Annotated in this window: 19 protein-coding genes; 3 read left to right on the forward strand and 16 right to left on the reverse strand. The window is 49.3% G+C overall.

The window, feature by feature from the left end:
• Nucleotides 1-133: 133 nt before the first annotated feature.
• Nucleotides 134-1,459: a PhoH family protein gene (locus DW947_RS10080; protein ID WP_005832353.1), complete on the reverse strand. Its 1,326-nt coding sequence runs from the start codon at nt 1,457-1,459 to the stop codon at nt 134-136.
• Between the two features lie 168 nt (nt 1,460-1,627).
• On the opposite strand from DW947_RS10080, the gene DW947_RS10085 reads away from it, so the two are divergent.
• Complete coding sequence (locus DW947_RS10085) at nt 1,628-2,881, forward strand: bifunctional folylpolyglutamate synthase/dihydrofolate synthase (protein ID WP_117963274.1); 1,254 nt, start codon at nt 1,628-1,630, stop codon at nt 2,879-2,881.
• Here the strand turns inward: DW947_RS10085 and DW947_RS10090 are convergent.
• From DW947_RS10090 to dnaN, 7 genes are all read right to left on the reverse strand, one after another.
• Nucleotides 2,849-3,223: a RidA family protein gene (locus DW947_RS10090; RefSeq protein WP_005831379.1), complete on the reverse strand. Its 375-nt coding sequence runs from the start codon at nt 3,221-3,223 to the stop codon at nt 2,849-2,851. The genes DW947_RS10085 and DW947_RS10090 overlap by 33 nt on opposite strands.
• A gap of 225 nt (nt 3,224-3,448) precedes the next feature.
• Complete coding sequence (locus DW947_RS10095; protein ID WP_117963276.1) at nt 3,449-5,152, reverse strand: tetratricopeptide repeat protein; 1,704 nt, start codon at nt 5,150-5,152, stop codon at nt 3,449-3,451.
• Between the two features lie 3 nt (nt 5,153-5,155).
• Nucleotides 5,156-5,896, reverse strand: coding sequence for a 23S rRNA (guanosine(2251)-2'-O)-methyltransferase RlmB (rlmB, locus tag DW947_RS10100; RefSeq protein ID WP_005831382.1), 741 nt, complete (start codon nt 5,894-5,896; stop codon nt 5,156-5,158).
• A gap of 28 nt (nt 5,897-5,924) precedes the next feature.
• A complete protein-coding gene (recN, locus tag DW947_RS10105) occupies nt 5,925-7,595 on the reverse strand; it encodes a DNA repair protein RecN (protein ID WP_044467987.1) in 1,671 nt (556 codons plus the stop codon).
• Nucleotides 7,596-7,621: 26 nt separating this feature from the next.
• A complete protein-coding gene (gene coaBC / locus DW947_RS10110) occupies nt 7,622-8,851 on the reverse strand; it encodes a bifunctional phosphopantothenoylcysteine decarboxylase/phosphopantothenate--cysteine ligase CoaBC (protein WP_061412197.1) in 1,230 nt (409 codons plus the stop codon).
• Nucleotides 8,852-9,622: a 3'-5' exonuclease gene (locus DW947_RS10115; protein ID WP_005831385.1), complete on the reverse strand. Its 771-nt coding sequence runs from the start codon at nt 9,620-9,622 to the stop codon at nt 8,852-8,854.
• Nucleotides 9,623-9,760: 138 nt separating this feature from the next.
• Nucleotides 9,761-10,885, reverse strand: a complete 1,125-nt coding sequence (dnaN, locus tag DW947_RS10120) for a DNA polymerase III subunit beta (protein ID WP_016274344.1) — start codon at nt 10,883-10,885, stop codon at nt 9,761-9,763.
• A gap of 187 nt (nt 10,886-11,072) precedes the next feature.
• Between dnaN and DW947_RS10125 the strand changes: the two genes are divergently transcribed.
• Nucleotides 11,073-11,441 (forward strand): DUF3127 domain-containing protein, encoded by a 369-nt coding sequence (locus DW947_RS10125; protein WP_005831391.1) that lies wholly within the window; start codon nt 11,073-11,075, stop codon nt 11,439-11,441.
• A gap of 167 nt (nt 11,442-11,608) precedes the next feature.
• On the opposite strand, the gene DW947_RS10130 is transcribed toward DW947_RS10125, so the two are convergent.
• The 5 genes from DW947_RS10130 to DW947_RS10150 all read right to left on the reverse strand — a co-directional run bounded on the left by DW947_RS10130 (nt 11,609) and on the right by DW947_RS10150 (nt 16,983).
• Nucleotides 11,609-13,243: a DUF3352 domain-containing protein gene (locus DW947_RS10130; RefSeq protein ID WP_005831393.1), complete on the reverse strand. Its 1,635-nt coding sequence runs from the start codon at nt 13,241-13,243 to the stop codon at nt 11,609-11,611.
• 72 nt (nt 13,244-13,315) lie between these two features.
• On the reverse strand, nt 13,316-14,083 hold the full coding sequence (locus DW947_RS10135; protein WP_005832365.1) for an MBL fold metallo-hydrolase: 768 nt from the start codon (nt 14,081-14,083) through the stop codon (nt 13,316-13,318).
• Between the two features lie 70 nt (nt 14,084-14,153).
• A complete protein-coding gene (gene murB, locus DW947_RS10140; RefSeq protein ID WP_117963278.1) occupies nt 14,154-15,140 on the reverse strand; it encodes a UDP-N-acetylmuramate dehydrogenase in 987 nt (328 codons plus the stop codon).
• 17 nt (nt 15,141-15,157) lie between these two features.
• On the reverse strand, nt 15,158-16,006 hold the full coding sequence (locus DW947_RS10145) for a DUF4348 domain-containing protein (RefSeq protein WP_044467695.1): 849 nt from the start codon (nt 16,004-16,006) through the stop codon (nt 15,158-15,160).
• A gap of 20 nt (nt 16,007-16,026) precedes the next feature.
• Nucleotides 16,027-16,983, reverse strand: coding sequence for an NAD-dependent epimerase/dehydratase family protein (locus DW947_RS10150; protein WP_005831407.1), 957 nt, complete (start codon nt 16,981-16,983; stop codon nt 16,027-16,029).
• 153 nt (nt 16,984-17,136) lie between these two features.
• On the opposite strand from DW947_RS10150, the gene kbl reads away from it, so the two are divergent.
• Nucleotides 17,137-18,324: a glycine C-acetyltransferase gene (kbl, locus tag DW947_RS10155; RefSeq protein ID WP_005831412.1), complete on the forward strand. Its 1,188-nt coding sequence runs from the start codon at nt 17,137-17,139 to the stop codon at nt 18,322-18,324.
• A gap of 148 nt (nt 18,325-18,472) precedes the next feature.
• Here the strand turns inward: kbl and DW947_RS10160 are convergent, their stop codons facing one another.
• The 3 genes from DW947_RS10160 to DW947_RS10170 form a co-directional block, all read right to left on the reverse strand.
• Nucleotides 18,473-18,955 (reverse strand): ferritin, encoded by a 483-nt coding sequence (locus DW947_RS10160; protein ID WP_005831414.1) that lies wholly within the window; start codon nt 18,953-18,955, stop codon nt 18,473-18,475.
• A gap of 142 nt (nt 18,956-19,097) precedes the next feature.
• The gene (gene lysA / locus DW947_RS10165; RefSeq protein WP_057089477.1) at nt 19,098-20,258 is read right to left on the reverse strand and encodes a diaminopimelate decarboxylase; all 1,161 of its coding nucleotides are present in this window, start codon (nt 20,256-20,258) and stop codon (nt 19,098-19,100) included.
• Nucleotides 20,259-20,411: 153 nt separating this feature from the next.
• Nucleotides 20,412-21,731 (reverse strand): aspartate kinase, encoded by a 1,320-nt coding sequence (locus tag DW947_RS10170; RefSeq protein WP_005831418.1) that lies wholly within the window; start codon nt 21,729-21,731, stop codon nt 20,412-20,414.
• Nucleotides 21,732-21,773: the final 42 nt, after the last annotated feature.

The raw sequence follows: 21,773 nt of genomic DNA on the forward strand, positions 1-21,773 counted from the left end.
AAACAGACAATAAATCGATAAAAAAATGTTATAACAACTATTTATCGTCTATAAAGAAACCATCCCGCCTCCCCCGTTTTAACAGTCGGAAAGCGGGATAGAAATAGTTTTACCCCGGAAAATGCGGTATCCGCTACATCAGATTACTTGCCAACTCGCTCAACTGGCTACGTTCTCCTTTCACCAGATTGACATGGGCAAACAAGTTCTGGTCCCTCATACGGTCTATCATATAGACAAGTCCATTGGACTGACTGTCCAGATAGGGTTGGTCTATCTGCTGAATATCACCGGTAAACACCATTTTTGTGCCTTCGCCGGCACGGGTGATGATGGTCTTAATCTCATGTGGGGTCAAGTTCTGGGCTTCATCGATAATACAGTAGGTCTCACTCAAGCTGCGCCCGCGGATAAAGGCCAATGCCTCGATGACCAATTGTTCACTTTTTTGCATATCCTCCAAGCGTTTCACTTCAGAGGAATTGGCAGCGAACTGATGTTTGATTACATTCAAATTATCGAACAAAGGCTGCATGTAAGGAGCCACTTTCTCATTGGCATCACCGGGAAGGAATCCAAGGTCTTTATTAGACAGAGCCACGATGGGACGTGCCAGAAGAATCTGCTTGTAGTCGGTAAGTTTTCCCAATGCGGCAGCCAGCGCCAACAAAGTCTTGCCGGTTCCCGCCTTACCGGTCAGGGCAACCAGCTTGATGTTCGGGTCGTTCAGCACCTCAAAAGCAAAGCTCTGCTCGGCATTACGCGGTTCAATGCCATAATTCTTTGTCTTGTTGACCCGACAAATCGAATGGGTAAAGGGATTATAACGTGCAAGCACACTGCTGCGGTCACTCTTCAGCACAAAGCATTCGTTGGGGCGAATGATGTCCTTAAAATCGAACTCGTTGATGTCCAGTCCTTCTTTGGAAGAATAAATGCGGTCTATCAGCGCAGGGTCAATACCCTCGAACACTTCATTCGACTTTTCGAATATATCCACATTGATTACCTTATCATTGATATAGTCTTCGCACAGCAGACCGATGGAACGCGCCTTCATGCGCAGATTCACGTCTTTCGTGACAAGGATGGTTTTCATTTTAGGCTTTTTGGTAGAAAGCCAGTCCACTACCGACAGAATCTGATGGTCGGGGATGCGTTCGGGAAAGGAATCACGTACCCGGGGAGAGTCCACCATGCCTGCCACCACAAACAGACGGCCCAAGCCCTCTCCCAATGGCGCCCCTTTGGTGAACAGATTGTCATCGGTAATCAAATCTAGCTCACGGACAAACTCACGCGCATTGAAATTAATCTGCTCATTGCCTTTCTTGAATTTGTCCAGTTCTTCAAGGACTACGATGGGAAGATAAATGTCATTCTCTTGAAAATTCTTCAAACAGTTATAATCGTGAAGAATCACATTCGTATCAATCACAAAATTTTTCTTAGCTCCCATACACGTTAGATTTAAATTGTTAATACCTTTGCATAAGCTTAAGATAAGTTACACTGCAAGCAATTTCAAGCAAGCTTGATTGCGTCCGGTCTGCATTATCTTTGTCGCTTTTAAAGATAACAAATTAATAGGGAGAAAGGATTGCTTCTCCGTTAAATATTATAAAAGATGGATTATCAGAACACTTTAACTTACTTATATAACAGTGTGCCCATGTTTCAGCAGGTGGGCGGCTCAGCATACAAGGAGGGGTTGGAAAATACTCTGACCCTGGACGAACATTTCGGACATCCCCACCGCAGTTTCCGCAGCATTCATGTGGCCGGTACCAACGGAAAGGGTTCCTGCTCGCATACGCTTGCCGCCATACTGCAAGAAGCGGGATATAGGGTCGGACTCTACACCTCGCCCCACCTGGTGGATTTCCGGGAGCGCATCCGGATTAACGGACAGCCTATACCCGAGGAATACGTCATCCGTTTTGTAGCGCAGGAACGTGGATTCTTCGAACCCCTCCACCCCTCCTTCTTTGAGCTGACCACTGCCATGGCCTTCCGCTACTTTGCGGATGAAAAGGTGGATGTAGCCGTAATCGAGGTGGGACTCGGCGGACGCCTGGACTGCACCAATATCATCTGTCCGGATGTATGCATCATCACCAACATCAGTTTTGACCATACCCAATTCCTGGGGGACACCTTGGCAAAAATCGCAGGAGAGAAGGCAGGAATCATTAAAAGCGGTATCCCCGTTGTAATCGGCGAGACCACTCCCGAAACGAAATCGGTGTTTCTGGAAAAAGCGCAGGCGACGGGTGCTCCTATCTACTTTGCCGAAGAGAACGACCGTGAGGACTATCCCGGAATAGAATACGAACTGAAAGGGCTCTACCAGCAGAAAAATGCCCGGACCGTACTCACCGCCCTCCCGCTACTGAAAGAAGCCGGCTACCGGCTGGACGGACAAGCAGTGCGCAGTGGCTTTGCCCGTGTGGCGGAACTGACGGGCTTGATGGGACGCTGGCAAAAACTGCAGGACTCGCCCACCCTGATTTGTGACACCGGCCACAATGTGGGAGGCATCACCTACATTACAGAACAACTGAAGCAACAGACTTACCGACAGCTACACATCGTCATAGGCATGGTGAATGACAAGGATATACGGGGGGTACTGGCCTTGCTACCCCGGGAAGCGACCTACTACTTCACCAAAGCCAGCGTGAAGCGGGCATTGCCCGAAAGCGAACTGCAGGAGCTGGCCGCAGCAGCTGGCCTGAAAGGGCATTGCTATCCTGACGTACCCGCCGCCGTGCGGGCCGCACAAGAAAAAAGCCTCCCGGAAGATTTCATCTTCGTGGGAGGCAGCAGTTTCATTGTGGCCGACTTGTTAGCGAACCGCGATGCACTCAATCTCTACTAAGGCGTCTTTAGGCAGCGCCTTCACTGCCACAGCCGAACGTGCCGGGAAAGCACCGTCAAAATAAGTGGCATATACCTTGTTCATATCAGCGAACAAGGACATGTCTGCCAGGAAAACGGTTGTCTTCACAATATTTGCCATGCCCAGGCCTGCCTCTTCCAGAATATGCTTTATATTCTCCAAGGACTGGCGGGCTTGCGCTTCAGCACCTTCAGCCATCACTCCGGTAGCTGCGTCAATAGGCAACTGACCTGATACAAATACCATTCCGCCGGCTTCGATAGCCTGGCTATAAGGGCCTATGGCGCCCGGTGCCTTCTGGCTGCAAATCACTTTCTTCATGATTGTCAAAGTTTGTTTTTATTAATAATCGGGTCTATTTTCTTTTTTCTCATAAAAAAATCCGAAGTATATGCAGTATTCCGGAAATCCACGCATTTTATAAATAAAACAACGTAATTTCACTCATAACCTGTTATACCTAGACTTAACTCATTTAACACGGGGGAGTTCCCCAAAACAGAGGCTCTGCTTGCGAAAGTAGAGCCTTTATTCTATCCCATCCCTTTACTTGCAATGCTTCTCTATCAAAGCACCCACATTGGGGTCACCCAATTCCTTTGCCTTGGCAAAGCTGGCACAAGCTTCCTTGTCCTTCTTCATCTGCAGCTGGGCGATACCCATCAGACGGTAGGCTTCGGCATATTTAGGGTCTTTCTCCAGAGCAGCCTTCAGCACATTCAACGCCTCCTCGTAACGTCCCACGCGAAGATTCACCACTGCCAGTTCGGCACGGTAGGTCAAATCTTCCGGATTCAGTTCGATGGCCTTCGCCATATCGTCCAGCGCACGCTGGTACTGCTTGGCCTTCAAAGCAGCCTGCTCACGGTAATAGTAGAACATGTCGTTCACTTTACCGTTCACGGCATTGTAATAGGCGTCATAATCCAGCATGGCATTACGCGCCTGGTCTGCATTCATACGGGCTTGGGCACGCTCCAGCAAGTAAGGGGCGGCTTCCTCCGTATAGGGCTGGGTAAAGCGGGCCACACAACTGTCCATCAGAGCCAGTACCTCTTCGGCAGGCGCCTGCATCAGTTCCTTGGTCTTGGCAGCACTGAAGAAGGTAGCCGGAGAGGCCAGAATGGTCTTATTCACTTTATCATAGCTGGTAAATGCCGACGGATAGTCCTGCTTGGCAAACAGGATGTCACCCTCCAACTGGACATAAACCGGAAGCTCGTCAATGGCTATCGCTTTCCGTACCTCGTCCAGAGCCTTGTCGAGCGACCAGTCCTTATAAACTTTCTCGGGCTTGCCCAATGCATAATTATAGATTATCTTGGCCCGGTTGTAATACACATCATCTTTCTTTGCGGCAACCTCCAAAGCCTTATCCATATCTGCGGCGACCTTATCCATGGAAGCATCTTCACGGGACATGAACAGATGCTGGGAAGCACGGCGCAGATAACCGTCGGCACTGGCAGGATATTGTGCAATGAAATCGTTCAGAGTCTCCATATACTTCTCCGGAGACAGTTGGGAAGAAGCCATGTAGAGGAACACCAAAGCCTGCTCTTCGGTATCGGGCAATGCCTTCTTAATACCGATGCCCTTCAATGACATATCTCCATAAGACAATGCGGAGATATTCTGCGACATGGCGAAATTGGCATCAATGGCATAGCAGATGGTAGCCGTGTCTTGTCCGGAGGACTTCTGCGCAAGGCCGAAGACCTGCCCGTCCACAGTCATCAGCGGACAACTCACCATCTTGTCCTTCAAACGCATATCAAGTGTATAATAGGAATAGTTACCGGAAATCTTATCAGCTTCCTTTACTTTCCCGGCAGTGAAGGAACGGTCCTTCTGGGTGGAATAAGGCAGCAGATATACATCCGCACCGGCAGCCGGAGCCACAGCAGCCAAAGTGAGTGCCGTGACTTTCTTTCCGGGGATGCCGACACGGAACTTGACAACATCGTACATGTCATCAGCTCCCATAATGGCCTCCACCGGCATCTGTGCCCCGTCCGAGCTCATCACAACGGCGCGCCGGGCACCTTTGAACAAGGTGTAGTCAGAAAGCGCAACGCCATCTTCAGTGACAAAAAAGCCGTTTCCAGTATTCAGTATCTTATCGTCCTGGTCGTAGGTCACCACCGAAAAAACGGCACGTTTGGCTTTGTCTACCCACTTTGGGGCTTGTGCCACACTCCACTGAGCCAATAAACAGAGAGTGAGCATCAACAGCAATTTCTTTTTCATATCTTAGTTGGTTCTTTGTTTTACCGCTTCATAAATCAAAATGCCGGCTGCAACGGAAACATTGAGGGACTCGATGGTTCCCAACATGGGAATCTTCACCCACTCGTCACACAACGCCAGGTTGTCATAGGACACCCCCTTGTCTTCGGCACCCATAATGATGCACATCGGACCGGTATAGTCGGCTTTGGTATAGTCGTAATCGCCTTTCTCCGTGGCTGCCACGATATGGAAACCACTATTCTTGAGGAATTGCAGGGTCTCTTTCAAGCTGTGTTCGCGGCAAACGGGCAAAGTGTGCAAGGCTCCTGCCGAGGTTTTCATGGCGTCTGCGTTGACTGATACACTGTTCCGTGCAGGGATAATCACGGCATCTACCGCCGCACACTCGCAAGTACGGGCAATGGCGCCGAAATTGCGGACATCCGTGATGCCGTCAAGCATCACAAACAGAGGATTCTTGCCCTGCTCGAAAAGGAAAGGTACCAAGTCCTCCGTCTTCTGGTAAGTGACTGAAGAGATGAAGGCAATCACTCCCTGGTGATTCTTCCGCGTCACGCGGTTGATGCGTTCCACCGGAACGCGCTGTACCGGTATCAAAGTCCCTTTCAAGACAGCGAACAGCTCTTTTGACAAATCACTCTGAATGTCCTTCTTTACCAATATCTTGTCTATCTCTTTTCCTGCCTGAATGGCTTCTATCACGGCACGGACGCCGAAAATCATTTCACTGTTATCAACCATATATGGGTATTTACTATTTGACGATTTACTATTTACTATTTGATACTTCCAGCAATGCTCTGGCATTGTTCAGTGCGGCTTCGGTCAGCTTAGCACCACTCAGCATATGGGCTATTTCTTCCACGCGTTCATCGTCGGTCAGACGACGGATGTGACTGTTTGTTTCCGTCTCGTTGTCCTGCTTGTACACCTTGTAATGGGCGCGTCCACGGGCAGCAATCTGGGGTAGATGGGTAATGCTGATTACCTGGCGGTCCTGCTCGCCCATCTCCTGCATGATATCCGCCATGCGGTCGGCTATCTCGCCGGAGACTCCGGTATCTATTTCGTCGAATACAATGGTAGGAAGCTTGACGGCACCGGCTATCATTGCTTTGATGGAGAGCATGACGCGGGCTATTTCACCACCCGAAGCTACGGAGGAGACGCTTTGCAATGCCCCGTTCTTATTCGCGGAAAACAAGAAGTTCACAGTATCCGCCCCGTGTATGCCCGGCTCTTTGCGGGCACCTATCTCTACCTGGAAACGGACATTGGGCATGCCCAACGGAACCAGCCGCGCAGCCATCTGCTTCTCCACTTCACGGGCAGCGGCAGTACGCGCCTTGGTGAGGACGGCAGCCTGCTTTTTCACCTTATTATATAAAGCGTCGCAACGCGCTTTCAGTTCCTCGATGTGCTCGTCGGACGAAGTGATGGCTGAGAGTTTGGCGGCGTATTCATCCGTCAGCGCCAGAAGTTCGCCGACAGTGGAAACGCGGTGCTTCTGTTGGAGCGTATAAATCAGGTTCAGACGTTCGTTCACTTCATCCAGACGTTCGGGGTTGAACTCTATTTCATCCTCCTTACCCGACACTTCCTGCGAAATATCCTTCAACTCGATATAAGTGCTTTCCATGCGTTCGGCAAGTTCCCCGGCAACCGGATAAACCCTCTGCAGGCCGAGCATCGTGTTCAGGCATTCCTTCAGCCCAGACAACAAGCCTCCTTCGTCCGAGTAGAGCGTCTGCCCTACCCGATAGAGTCCGGCCTTTATCTCTTCCGCATGGCTCAGCGTATCTGCCTCTTGCTCCAGCTCCTCCTGCTCACCGGCAGACAAGTGTGCCTCTTCCAACTGTTCCAGTTGGAAACGGATATAGTCTTCGTCCGACTTGTCCTGATTGGCACGGGCAACAAGGGCCTCCAAATCCTGCTGTGCCTGCTTCCATGCTCCGAAGATATGCTGGTAAGCAGACAAGGCCTCTTCGTTATGCGACAAGATGTCCAGTACATTCAACTGAAATCCTTCCTTGTTCAGCAATAGGTTCTGATGCTGGGAATGCACGTCAATCAGCTGTTCTCCCAACTCCTTCATCTGAGCCAATGAAGCAGGCGTGTCATTGATGAATGCCCGGCTCTTGCCCGAAGCGGACACCTCGCGGCGCAGGATGCATTCTTCCTCGTACTCCAACTCATTCTCCTCAAAGAAAGGCTGCATACCGTAAGCGGAAATATCAAAACGGGCCTCGATAATGCACTTCGAAGCTCCTACACGAATGGCTTTCACATCGGCACGCTGTCCCAGCAGCAGACCGATGGCACCCAGAATAATGGATTTTCCAGCACCGGTCTCACCCGTTATCACCGAGAAACCGCTGCTGAAGCTGATATCGAGCTTTTCAATAAGCGCATAATTCTGTATGTAAAGCGAACGCAACATAAGGATATTGACGATTTGACTATTTACTATTTACTATTTAAATCTTTCACCAGACGGTCTACGATGTCGGCAGCCACTTCGGCTTTGGACTTCAAGGGGTAGTCCGTCTTTCCCTGGTGGTCTATGATACTGATTTTATTGGTATCGCAACGAAAACCGGCTCCCTTGTCGTTCAGGGAGTTCAGCACGATGAAGTCCAGATTCTTGCGGTTGAGCTTGTCTTCCGCATTCATCTGCTCGTTATGAGTCTCAAGGGCAAAGCCTACGAGGAGGCGCCGTTGGTGCTCTGTATCGTTCTTCAGATTGCCTAAGAAAGCGGCTATGTCGCGGGTAGGTTTCAAGTTCAAACTCATCTCCCCGGTCTTTTCGCGCTTGATTTTCTCATCCGCCACTTGTTCGGGGGTGTAGTCTGCCACGGCAGCCGTCAAGATGGCGGCATCGGCATGGACAAAGGCGGCGGATGCAGCCTCGAACATCTCCTGCGCCGACTCTACCGCATGGTACTGGTGCATCGGGAAGTAAGTGCCTTGCTGCACCGGACCGGCAATCAGTATCACCTTGGCCCCTCTGGCGGTACATTCATCTGCCAGGGCAAGTCCCATCTTGCCGGAAGAATAGTTGCCGATGAAGCGTACCGGGTCTATCTTCTCATAAGTAGGTCCTGCGGTTATCATCACTGTCTTGCCCACCAGGTCGCCCTCTTTGGCAGCAAAGTACATTTCCAGGTGGCGGATGATATTCTCCGGCTCCTCCATACGGCCTTTCCCCACCAGATGGCTGGCGAGTTCTCCCGTAGCAGGTTCTATGATGTGGTTTCCATAAGAGCGGAGTGTATCCAGATTCTTTTGGGTGGAAGGATGGGCATACATGTCCAGGTCCATGGCAGGCGCCACAAACACCGGAGCTTTGGCGGAGAGATAGGTGGTAATCAGCATATTGTCTGCCACGCCATTCGCCATCTTGCCGATGGTGGAAGCCGTAGCCGGGGCTATCAGCATGGCATCTGCCCACAGACCGAGGTCCACATGGCTGTTCCAGGTGCCATCGCGTTGGGCAAAGAACTCACTGATAACCGGTTTGCTGGTCAGGGCAGAGAGCGTGATAGGGGTAATAAATTCTTTTCCGGCAGGCGTAATGACCACCTGCACCTCTGCACCACGCTTAATCAGTCCGCGAATAATATAGCATGCTTTATAGGCGGCAATGCTGCCCGTAATGCCCAATACTATTTTCTTCCCTTTCAGTATATTTGCCATTTATTTCTGAGTCATTTCACGCAGACGTATCTTGGTCAGCGTGGCTTTGGTATTCAGGGTAAAATCACTGTTCAGAATCCAGCTGTAATAGCCGGGATCGCGCTTCAGGACATCGGATACCGACATGCCCTTGTACTTGCCGAAGTTGAATACTTCCACACCTTTGTCATCGTAGACCATACGACCGGCAAAGTCCACATTCTTGTTGAAGCTGGAATAGTCGGCAAGGAAAGCCACGTCATTCTGCAACTCCGGATAGCGGTCCAACTGCGACATCAGCACCTCGTAGGTGGCACGTGTATCAGCCTCTGCCGTATGGGCGTCTTCCAAATTCTTGCCGCAATAGAATTTATAGGCAGCAGACAGCGTGCGTTGCTCCATCTTGTGGAAAATGACCTGCACGTCCACAAACTTGCGGCGGCTCATGTCAATGTCCACACCGGCACGAAGGAACTCTTCCGCCAGGACGGGGATATCAAAACGGTTGGAGTTGAAGCCCGCCAAGTCGCATCCTTCAATGTCATTGGCAATGTTGCGCGCCACTTCCTTGAATGTGGGGCAGTCGGCTATATCGGCATCGTAGATGCCATGAACGGCAGATGCTTCGGCAGGAATGGGCATTTCGGGGTTGATACGCATGGTTTTGGACTCCTCATTCCCGTTGGGATATACCTTGAGGTAACAGATTTCGACAATTCGGTCTGAGTTGATATTGGTACCCGTAGTCTCCAAATCAAAAAAGACTATCGGATTTTTCAGATTCAATTTCATTGTTTTTTCGTTTTATAAGCTCTGGCTATGAGCTATAAATTATAAGTTTAACTTACAAGCCACGAGCTACAAGTACCGTGCGGCATAATTGCGCAGCCACTTGTAGCTCGTAGCTCATAATCCGATTGCTAATATTCATCAGTCATTCAGCATCATCGGCATCAGCAGCATCAGCAAGTCTTCGTTCTCTTCCTGCTCTACCGGAATGATGACACCTGCACGTGAAGGATCTGCCAGTTCGATAACGATTTCATCGGCAGAAATGTTATTCAGAATGTCAATCAGGAAAGTGGACTTGAAACCGATGCTCATCGGATTGCCCGCATATTGGCAAACCAGTGTTTCTTCGGCCGATGTAGAGAAGTCGATGTCCTGTGCGGAGATGACAATCAGATTCTCCTGCATACGGAGCTTGATAAGGCTGCTTGCCTGCGAAGAGAAGATGGACACGCGGCGCAAAGCACCGAGCAGTTGCAGGCGGTCTACCGTCACTTTATAAGGGTTGTTCTGCGGAATCACAGAGTTGTAGTTGGGATAGCGTCCTTCGATGAGACGGCACACCATGCGGTAGCTTTCCAGTGTGAACACAGCGTTGCGTTCGTCGAACTCGATAGTCACCATGCCTTGTTCTTTCGGCAGCAGGTTCTTCATCAACGAAGCCGGCTTCTTGGGCAGGATAAAGGCGGCACGTTCGTTACCTTTGGCAGCCAGTGTCTTGCAGCGCACCAGCTTATGACCGTCTGATGCCACCATCGTGATGTCCTCCGTTGTGATATCGAAATAGATACCGTTCATCACGGGACGAAGCTCGTCATCAGCCGTGGCAAACACAGCACGGTTGATGCCACCCAGCAACACTTGCGCATCCATTTCCACACGTACGGCATTGTCGCCCAGCATGGCGGACTGCGGAAACTCGTCCGCATTCTGCCCCATCAGGCTGTATTTACCGTTCTGATACTGTACCGTGATTTCAAGGGAATCCGTATTGATTTCAAAAGTCAACGGTTGTTCGGGAATTTCCTTCAAAGCGTCCAAAAGGGTTTTGGCTGTGACGGCAAAATGGCCGTCCATATCACTTTCATTCACTTCGACCGTAGTGACCATCGTCGTTTCACTGTCGGAAACAGTTGCAGACAAGGTTCCGTCTTGCAGTTCAAAGAGGAAACAATCCAAAATAGGCAACGCATTCTTCGAATTAATCACACGGCTGATAGCCTGCAAATGACTGGAGAGCGCAGTACTCGAAACGATAAATTTCATATCTTCTGTATATTTAAGTTTTTTATTTTGCTAACGTCTTAGAAACCGTTTTTATCTTTTTCAAACTGACGGACAAAGTTAAAAAAAGAATTCCCTACGACAAAGAAATAGCAAGAAAAAACAGCCGAATATTCGTCTCATATTCCTAAAAAATTGTAACTTCGCCGCATCATTTAAAAAGAAAACAATGGAATTTACAGGAAAAATCATCGCTATACTCCAGCCCAGAGGCGGAGTTTCCAAGTCAGGTAACGAATGGAAATCACAAGAATATGTGATTGAAGACCATGGCCAATATCCGCGCAAAATGTGTTTTGACGTATTTGGAGCGGACAAAATCGAACAGTTCAATATTCAGATGGGCGAAGAGCTGACAGTATCTTTTGATGTAGATGCACGCCAATGGCAAGACCGTTGGTTCAACAGTATTCGCGCATGGAAGGTAGAACGCGTAAGCACTGCCGCACCCGCTCCGGGCGCTCCCGTTCCGCCGCCGGCTCCCACTGCCGCACCGGAATTCCTCGCAGGGGATGCAAAGGATGACCTGCCGTTCTAAGAATATGTTATAACTCACCACAGATTGCACAGATTAACACAGTTTATTCTAGAATTTTGATAATCAAGAATTTTTAGCTGTTTTAATCTGTGCAATCTGTGGTGAGTGTGTATTTTGACTTTCCTCGTGCTTATTTTCCCTCAGCACTCTACAGAATGACCGATTAATCACCCTTTATAAAGCAATACGATATTCGGATAAACCACCCCTTCTGTACAAGTGAATTGTACTGCAAGCATGAAATGACGGAAGAAGTTGGATTGACGGAAGAAGAAGTTCGGTATCAGACGCACATACGTTTCAGGCTGGCTCAGCATCATCTCCATATCCACCATCATCACAAAATTATATATGGGTGAAAGACTGCCTATACCCTCTTCGTACACCGGTGTTCCGTCTAACACATCTCCACTCTCCACCGCCTCAATATAGGCCGAAAGGCTCAGTGCATCGGGAGCCAGCAACAGACTACCCCGATAGAAACAGGCAAAGGTATAAAGGGCAGACTCCGTGATGCCCGTCAGCTGGGTGAGCAGCGTGTTACGGGGCAACACATATTTAGGGAACTTCCTTGCTTTGGGATACAACGAATTATTTGAAACCACCTTCGGCATAAGCGGAGCATCCTCTTCCTTGGGGGTACTGTAAAGCAGAGACTGCAAGCGGCGTTCCGCTGCCAGTTCATCCTTGAGAGGGATACACATCACGGCGCAAGGCAGCTTGTCCAACGTGTCTTTAGACTGGAACAAGCAAGACATCACGCTCTCGCCCGCATGCTCATTCAAGTAAGCAATCCACTCCTCGTCGCGCTGCTTGATATAGTCTGAATAGGTGGCCTTGGCATACTCCTGACTGGCAGTAAAGCCAAACCAGGAATTTCTGTCAGACATTGCCCAGCGATCGTAAAAAAAAGTGGAAGACGGAAGCAGAGCCCCGGAAAATCCGTCCTCTACCGGCTGCTGCACCCGCAAGGCATTGATAAACGTCTGTGTGGAATCCGACCCATGGCTGATGCCGGAGCAATAAATGGCATCTTCATTGAACTTCATGTCAAACTCCGCCCAACTGCCCAGCTGCGTCTGCGAACGGATACCGTCCGTAGGCTTCCCCATATCCACTCCTTTCATACGCACATAGACCGTGGCAGCCACGTTACTCTGCTTGCCCGCGTACATAGTGCGGAAAGAAGGGAGGTTCATCAGGGACTTTTTGCTGCGCCGCGCATCAATCACATGTTCTATCAAACGCTTCTGGAAACTTACAACCAGAAAATCGGGAGTGAAGTAGGCAGCCAGGAAACGACCGTCTGCCATGGGATAGATACGTATCTCCTCTCCCTTGTAATCGAAATACTTAGAAGGAAACGAACTGGAGCAGTACTTCTCCACAAAAGACTCCACCAACTCATAATCACCCGAACCCAAACTACAATACAATACTTGGTTCATCGGTGTATCCGGCTCGTGAAAGCTAATCAGCATCTTGTTCATCTGTTTACTCAGTCCATGCGGAGTATCCTCCACCAAAGTATACAAATATTTCTTCAAGTAAACAAAAAGCTCCGATACGTATAGAAAATGATTGTCTTTGCTGCAATTCAGTTCATTGATATCTTCCACGAGGTCTGCCATACGGTCAGTTTCGAGTATGGCTGTGGCATCTTGAGGCACCAAAGTATAAAGATTGAAATCCTGCCGGTTCTCCACCGAATTCAACCGCAGGAAGGAATACACGCCAAAACCGGTACATAGCAGCACTATGGACACAACGACAGCTATCTGTATGAGGAGTCGGAGTTTCATGGCATTTATTCATCAACTTTTGGCAAAAATAGCATTTTCTACTAATAAAACAAAACAAATGTTTCAAAAAGTTTAGAAATCTATTTCAAGTCCATCGTAGGCAAAGTGTACATGGGGTGGCAGCTGCTTTTCGATGTCGGCATGAAGCCCTGCATGATGGCTCATATGGATGAAATAGGTCTCTTTGGCACCAATACGTCCGGCAGCCTCCAACGCCTCCGAAATACTCTGGTGCGTAGGATGCGGCTTTGGCCGTAAAGCATTCATTACCAAAACGTCCAAGCCCTTCAATTGTTCATAAGATTCCTCAGGCATCATGTGCATATCCGTGATATATCCCAGCCGGCCGCCAATGCGGTAGCCCAGGATGGGAAGCCTGCCGTGCATCACCCGTAAAGGCAGCACTTCCGTCCGGTTGATGTGGAACACCTGCCCCGCCTCCACTTCCTGCAGATAGATACGCGGAACTCCCGGATATACCTTATCGACAAAGCAGTAAGGCATCCTTGCCCGCAGATGGGCAGCAGTGTAGGCATCGGAATAGATAGGGATATCGGCAAAACGGCCGAACGGGCGCAAATCATCCAGACCGCCCACATGGTCATAGTGTTCGTGTGTCACCAGTACGCCGTCTATCTTCTCAAAAGAAGAGGCGCGCAGCATCTGTTCCCTGAAGTCAGGACCACAATCTATCAATATCACCGCATCATCCGTATGCAGCAGGGATGACGCACGCAAGCGGTTGTCCCGCGGGTCAGTGGAAGTGCAGACCGGACAAGTACAGCCTATCTCAGGCACACCGGTCGAAGTTCCGCTTCCTAATATTCTGAGTTTTCCCATTGACTAAATCAAATAAATTTCTAAAATCAGGTTATATACAACGATGTTTGGGTGTGTCAAAACTCTCTTACTATTTTATCAAACAAACTTCCGGGTGAATATCAATGCCGAATTTCTCGCGGACAGAAGCCCGCACGGCATCCGAAAGAGCAACAATATCCGCTCCCGTGGCACCACCCGAGTTCACCAGTACCAACGCCTGCCGGCCGTGCACCGCAGCAGGCCCCAGCGCCTTCCCTTTCCAGCCACACCGGTCTATCATCCAGGCAGCCGGTATCTTTACCCGGCCGGCATCCACATCATAGTGGGGCATATCCGGATATTCCCGTTGCAAAGACTCGAACTGCCGACGCGGCACGATGGGGTTCATAAAAAAACTACCCGCATTGCCCAGCACCCTCGGGTCGGGCAACTTGCTTTGACGGATGTCTATAATCACGCGGCGCAAAGTTTCCAGATTCAGCACCGGATATTTCTCCAGCTCCTGCCGGATAGTACCGTAATCCAATGTATAATGTTCCCGTTTACTCAAGCAGAAGTTCACGTAAGTCACAAACACGGCCTTCATCTCCGGTTGCTTAAACAAGCTCTTTCTGTAGGAGTAGCCGCATTCATCCACCCCGTAGATACGCTTCTCCCTTGCCATATTTATGGTTTCCACGGATGTTATCAGGTCCTTTACTTCCACACCATAAGCACCGATATTCTGTACTGCACTTGCCCCGACCTCACCCGGTATCAGCGAAAGGTTCTCGGCACCATACCAATGTCGTTTCACACACCAAGCCACAAAATCGTCCCATACCACACCAGCACCCACACGCACCCACACGTGCTCCTCATCCTCTGACGTCACCTCCAGGCCACCGATACGTGAATGCAGCACCGTGCCTTCATAATCCTTGATAAAGAGCAGGTTGCTCCCTCCACCGATATGCAGCCAGGGCGCAACGACCTGTCCTGCCGCAATCAGCTCCCGCAGTTCATCCTCCGAACCGTATTCCAGAAATCTTGCAGCAGTAACGTCAATTCCAAATGTATTGGGTATCTTCCTCAAACCTTTCCTCCTTTATTTTAAATGCTCGTGTCTTCATATTTGTACAGCTCCCATCCCTTACTGCGTTTGCGGAAATAGAAGATATTGGAGTATCCGTTGCCTATGCCATTTACCTTCAGTATTTTGGTGTCCGACAAGTCCTCATTCTTCTGTCCGTAATTGATATTAGACAGTCTGTCGGCAGGCATTACCGGACGAAAGGCATACCACTGGTCCACATCCAAAGTAGTTTCCAGAATAGAAAACTCGTCATCAGGGTCTATGGTGATGAATTGTAGCGGATGGCTGATATGCTTGCTCTGATAGACACTGTCCGTCACAAAACGGGTATAGAATTCCACGAAGTCCTCATTTTCGCCTTTCTCCATCTCGCGCAGGTTGATGGCTTCGAGCATCCACATTCCCCGCTTCTTCTCAAAATAATAACGCTTCATCATACGCGTTTTCAAGAAAATCCACTCCACTTGTACCGATGTCAGCGTAGTATCGCCCACCATGTCCATATCCTCTTCCTTATCAAAAAGCAAGGTGTAATAGTTCTGCTTGGTAAACAGATAATCGTGCTTCCAGAAGTCCGCCTCTATCTTCAGCGGAGTGTCACGGTCATAATAGGGCAAAGGAAATACCGTCCTCTGCCTTTGCAGAGCATCATCCGAAGCATAATTGAAGATAAAATCATCAAACAGCTCGTCTGCCTCCATCGGCTTCGGTTCTTCCTTCACTTCTGCTTCCAGCAGCGTATCGGCCTTGTGACCGGCCGAATCCACCATTTCCGTAATGGTAGCAAAGGGATCCATTTTCGCCTTTTTGTTTCCACACGAAATCAAAAAGGCGAGTAACAAAAATCCCAATAAAAGTTTTTTCATTCTTTACGGACCGCTTACGGTCACTTGTTTAATTTAGCCCTTAATTTCTCAAGCATGTCTACGGTCATGGACTCCAGGTCGTACTGCGGCATCCAGTCCCATTCCTCGCGTGCACAAGAGTCATCCAGAGAGTCGGGCCAGCTGTCGGCAATGGCCTGCTTCAGCGGATCAATCTCGTATGCCATCTCAAAATCAGGCATATGCTTCTTAATTTCCTGATAAATCTGTTCTGGGTCAAAACTCATGGAGGCGATGTTGAAGGCGTTGCGGTGCTTCAGCCTTGCCGGTGCCGCTTCCATCAGCGAGATGGCCGCGTTCAGTGCGTCGGGCATATACATCATATCCATATACGTGCCGGCCTTCACCGGACATACGAATTTTTCTCCCTTCACGGCAGAGTAGAAGATATCCACCGCATAGTCCGTAGTGCCGCCACCCGGAGGGGTCACGTTCGAAATGATTCCCGGAAAACGTACCGAGCGTGTATCCACACCATATTTTGTATAGTAATAGTCACTCAACAATTCAGTCGTCACTTTTGTCACGCCATACATGGTACGCGGACGCTGGATAGTGTCCTGCGGTGTCTTTACATGAGGCGTGGCTTCGCCGAACGAGCCGATGGAACTCGGGGTAAACACGGCACAATTGTACTCGCGCGCCACTTCCAGCACATTCCACAACCCGTCGATACCGATTTTCCAAGCCATGGCCGGACGGCTTTCGGCAACTACCGAGAGCAAGGCGGCCAGATTGTAGATAGTATCAATCTTGAACTGACGCGCCACCACCTCGATGGACTGACGGTCTGTCACGTCGGCAATGGCCGAAGGGCCGGATGCTTTCAATTCTCCCTTGGGCATAGCACTCGGAATGTATCCTGCCACAACATGGTCATCGCCATAACGTTTGCGCAACTCCAGCGTGAGTTCCGACCCAATCTGTCCGGTAGCTCCAATTACCAAAATATTCTTCATACGAGTTATTTATAAGGTTTCGTTATTATATATGGTGCAAATATACATACTTTTTTTTCATATTTCTGCCATATTGATATTGTTTATTCCAAGAAAAATGATGTTCTTTGTGGGAAATGTAATGACAACGTATTACCTAAAAAATAAAATGCTATGTACGGTAAAATGAAAGACCATCTCAGCAAGACACTTGCTGAAATAAAAGAAGCCGGACTCTACAAGGAAGAGCGACTGATTGAGAGTGCACAACAAGCTGCCATCAGCGTAAAAGGCAAAGAGGTGCTGAACTTCTGTGCCAACAATTACCTGGGACTGTCCAACCACCCGCGGCTGATTGCCGCCGCCCAGCAGATTATGGAACGCCGCGGATACGGCATGTCGTCCGTACGCTTCATCTGCGGAACGCAGGACATCCACAAGGAGCTGGAAGCAGCCATCTCCGACTACTTCAAGACTGAAGACACCATTCTCTACGCCGCTTGTTTCGACGCCAATGGCGGTGTGTTCGAGCCCCTCTTCACCGAGGAAGACGCCATCATCTCGGACTCCCTAAACCATGCTTCCATCATTGACGGCGTACGCCTCTGCAAAGCCAAACGCTATCGCTACGCCAATGCCGACATGGCCGACCTGGAAAGATGCCTGCAGGAAGCCCAGGCACAGCGTTTCCGTATCGTGGTTACAGACGGGGTATTTTCCATGGACGGCAACGTTGCCCCGATGGACCGGATTTGCGACCTTGCCGAGAAATACGACGCGCTGGTCATGGTGGACGAATCACACTCCGCCGGCGTGGTAGGCCCTACGGGACACGGCGTAAGCGAACAATACGGCACCTACGGACGCGTGGACATCTATACCGGAACCTTGGGCAAAGCCTTTGGCGGCGCTTTGGGAGGATTCACTACCGGACGCAAGGAAATCATCGACCTGCTGCGCCAACGCAGCCGTCCGTACCTCTTCTCCAACTCATTGGCTCCGGGCATCATCGGCGCCAGCCTCGAGGTATTCAAGATGCTCAAAGAGAGCAATGCCCTGCATGACAAACTGCTGGAAAACGTGAACTACTTCCGCGACAAGATGACCGCCGCCGGTTTCGACATCAAGCCGACACAAAGCGCCATCTGCGCCGTCATGCTGTATGATGCCAAACTCTCCCAGATTTATGCCACCCGCATGCAGGAAGAAGGCATCTACGTCACCGGCTTCTACTACCCCGTAGTGCCCAAAGACCAGGCACGCATCCGCGTACAAATCTCTGCCGGACACGAAAAGGAGCATCTGGACAAATGTATCGCTGCATTTATTAAAGTGGGGAAAGAGCTGGGAGTGCTGAAATGAGTGATGAGTTATGAGTTATAAGTTATTTGCTTGTGCTTTCCCTTGCGGATATAAGCCCTTCATCAACAAATAACTCACAACTTATAACTCATAACTAAAAAAAAATCCCGCGACTAAAATTAGCCGCGGGATTTTTTTAGTTTCTCTCTTATCTGCGTTCTCCCAGTTTTGAGTCAACGAAGAAGATTCCGGCATCACCGGCTTTCTTTATCATATCTACAATGCCGTCGGCAGTAGCTTCTTCTTCTACCTGCTCGCGCACGAATCCCCAAAGGAAGTCTTGTGTAGCCTTATCTTTTTCGGCAGAGGCAACATCTACCAATTCATCAATCATTTTGGAAACACGGCGTTCGTGCTGGGCTACCTGCTCGAACACTTCCAGTGGAGTACCGAAGTCATTGGGAACAACATCAATCTTGTCCAGTTTGGCCTTACCGCCACGCTTGATGATATAAGAAGCCATTTCGCAAGCATGAGCTTTTTCTTCAGAAGCCTGCTTCTTCAACCAGGAAGCCATGCCGTTATAACCTTCTTTCTCCATATAGAAAGACATTGCCAGATAAAGGTTGGAAGACCACATCTCAGCCGTAATCTGCTCATTAATTGCATTCTGTAATTTTTCTGTAATCATAATCGTATTTATTTAAATTGAAATCATTACAAAAGTAACAAGAAACCTTAAAAGTTGTTCACGCAATAACATTTTTTATATAAAAACAGAAGCCTTGGTATAATAAATGCTTCGCCATTCATGCAACGCATCTCCAGCCTCTCTATACCAGCTCGTCCGACGTATATCCTTGAGGCAGCTCACGGCAGTTATAGCCCGAAGCCATAATTTCGCCATAAGCCCCTGCCGAACGGAGGGCGATAAGGTCGCCACGCTTCACCCCATTCAAATCAATAGCCTTACCGAATACATCAGAAGACTCGCAGATGGGCCCTACGACATCATAAACCTGAACCGGCGCATCCGAAGTGATATTCTCTATCTTATGGAACGCTTGGTAGAGTGCCGGACGAATCAAATCCGTCATGCCGGCATCCAGAATGGCAAACTGCTTGTTGGTGCCCTGCTTCACATAAAGCACCTGCGAAATCAATGAACCGCATTGTCCCACTACCGCACGTCCCAGCTCGAAGTGGAGCGTCTGGTGGGGACGGAGTTTCAGATGGCTGTTGTAAGTCTCGAAGTAGCTTTTGAAGTCGGGTATCGGCTGACGGTTGGGGTGACCGTAGTCAATGCCGAGTCCGCCCCCCACATTGACGTGCTCGATGCGGATATGGCGAGCTTCCAGCTTATCCTGCAATTCGTTGACGCGGTTACACAAAGCCACGAAATCGCCCATATCCAATATTTGGGAACCGATGTGGAAATGCAGTCCGATGAATCTCAGGTTCTTCATATTCTGCGCAATGTCTATCACATGGTCCATATCCTGCATGCTGATACCAAACTTGTTTTCGGCCAGCCCAGTGGTAATATTGGCATGGGTATGGGCACCTACATTGGGATTGATACGGAAAGCCACATTGGCCACCTTACCTTTAGCGGCAGCCAGCTCGTTGATAATCTCCAGCTCGGGGACAGACTCCACATTAAAGCAGAAAATGTCATAATCCAGCCCCAGATTGATTTCCCAATCAGCCTTGCCCACCCCTGCAAAAACAATCTTGCCAGTGGGAAAACCTGCCTTGATGGCTGCACGGATTTCACCGCCACTTACACAGTCGGCACCCAAGCCGTTCTCGCGGATAATGGCAAGCACCTTGGGATTGGCATTGGCCTTCACAGCATAATGCACCGAATAGTTGCCATATCGGGCAGCTTCCGTACGGATGCACGAAAGTGTGTCGCGCAAGACCTTTGTGTCGTAGTAATAGAAGGGAGTACGCAATTCGCGGAATTTATGGATAGGGAATGTTCCTTTCATATAATAATCGTAATCTTTGTTTAGTTTAAAAAAAGGAAGATGAAAGAGGTGTCTACAAATAATTTTTCAGACGCAGATGACGCAGATTACACAAATAGGAAGCAAAAAGAATCTGCGTCATCTGTGTAATCTGCGTCTGAAAAATATCAAGAGTTATTCCTCATTGAACAGCGCATCACTGAGTGACTGCAACGCTGCCTTCTTGTCGCACTCGCGGATGAGGAAAGAGATATTATAGTTGCTACCACCGAAAGAAATCATACGTACCGGTATGTCGCGCATGGCATCCAATGCCTTGGCTTCGAAACCGACGTTTTCCCATTCGAGGTCGCCCACCACGCAGATGATGCACATGTCCTTGTCCACCGTCACTGTGCCATACTTCTTCAAGTCATCCAGAATTTCATTGAGATGCTTCACATTATCGATAGATACGGACACACCCACTTCTGAAGTACAAATCATATCGATGGAAGTCTGGTAGCTCTCGAATATCTCGAAAACCTTACGCAAGAATCCGTGAGCAAGCAACATGCGGCTGGATTTTATCTTGATGGCCGTAATGTTGTCCTTGGCAGCCACCGCCTTAATCTTACCCTTCTCCGTATCATTGGAAATCAGCGTACCCGGAGCAGTGGGGTCCATCGTATTGAGCAGACGGACGGGGATATTGGCATACTTGGCAGGCTGGATGCAGGTAGGGTGCAGAATCTTGGCACCGAAGTATGCCAGCTCGGCGGCCTCTTCGAAATGCAGATGACGCACCGGCGCAGTCTTGTCCACAATACGGGGGTCGTTGTTGTGCATGCCGTCGATATCCGTCCAAATCTGGATTTCGGAAGCGTTGATGGCAGCACCAATCAGCGAAGCCGTATAGTCGCTTCCGCCACGCTGCAGATTGTCTATCTCGCCGTAGGCGTTGCGGCAGATGTACCCCTGAGTGATATAAATCTCAGCATCCGGATGCAGTTCCAGCTGAACCTGGAGCTTGTCCTTGATATAGACCGGATCGGGCTCGGCATTCTTGTCCGTACGCATGTATTCTAAAGCCGGAAGCAACACAGACTTCACGCCGCATTCCTGCAGATAGTAGTTCATCATGGCGGTGGAAATCAACTCGCCCTGAGCCAACACCACTTTCTCCTCAAACAGAGTGAAGAGGTCTTTGGTATAAGAACGGATATAGTCAAAATGTGATTTGATGAGTTCCAGGCCTTTCTGTTTATACTCCGGAGTAGCAAAGAGTTCATCAATGTGCTGGCGATATTTACTTTCCAGCTTGTTGATAATCTCGTTGGCACCTTCCGGATTCTTCTTGTACAGATAGTCCGAAATCTCAACCAATGTGTTTGTGGTACCCGACATGGCAGAGAGAACCACAATCTTACGTTCACCATCGGTAATCAATTTGGCCACTTCCTTCATTCGCTGAGCCGAACCTACTGAAGTACCTCCAAACTTTAAAACTTTCATTTTCGTTCCTGTATTAATTAGTTTATAGTTACAAGCTACGAG

The organism is Bacteroides sp. AM44-19 (assembly GCF_003603395.1).
Taxonomy (GTDB): Bacteria; Bacteroidota; Bacteroidia; order Bacteroidales; family Bacteroidaceae; genus Bacteroides; species Bacteroides uniformis.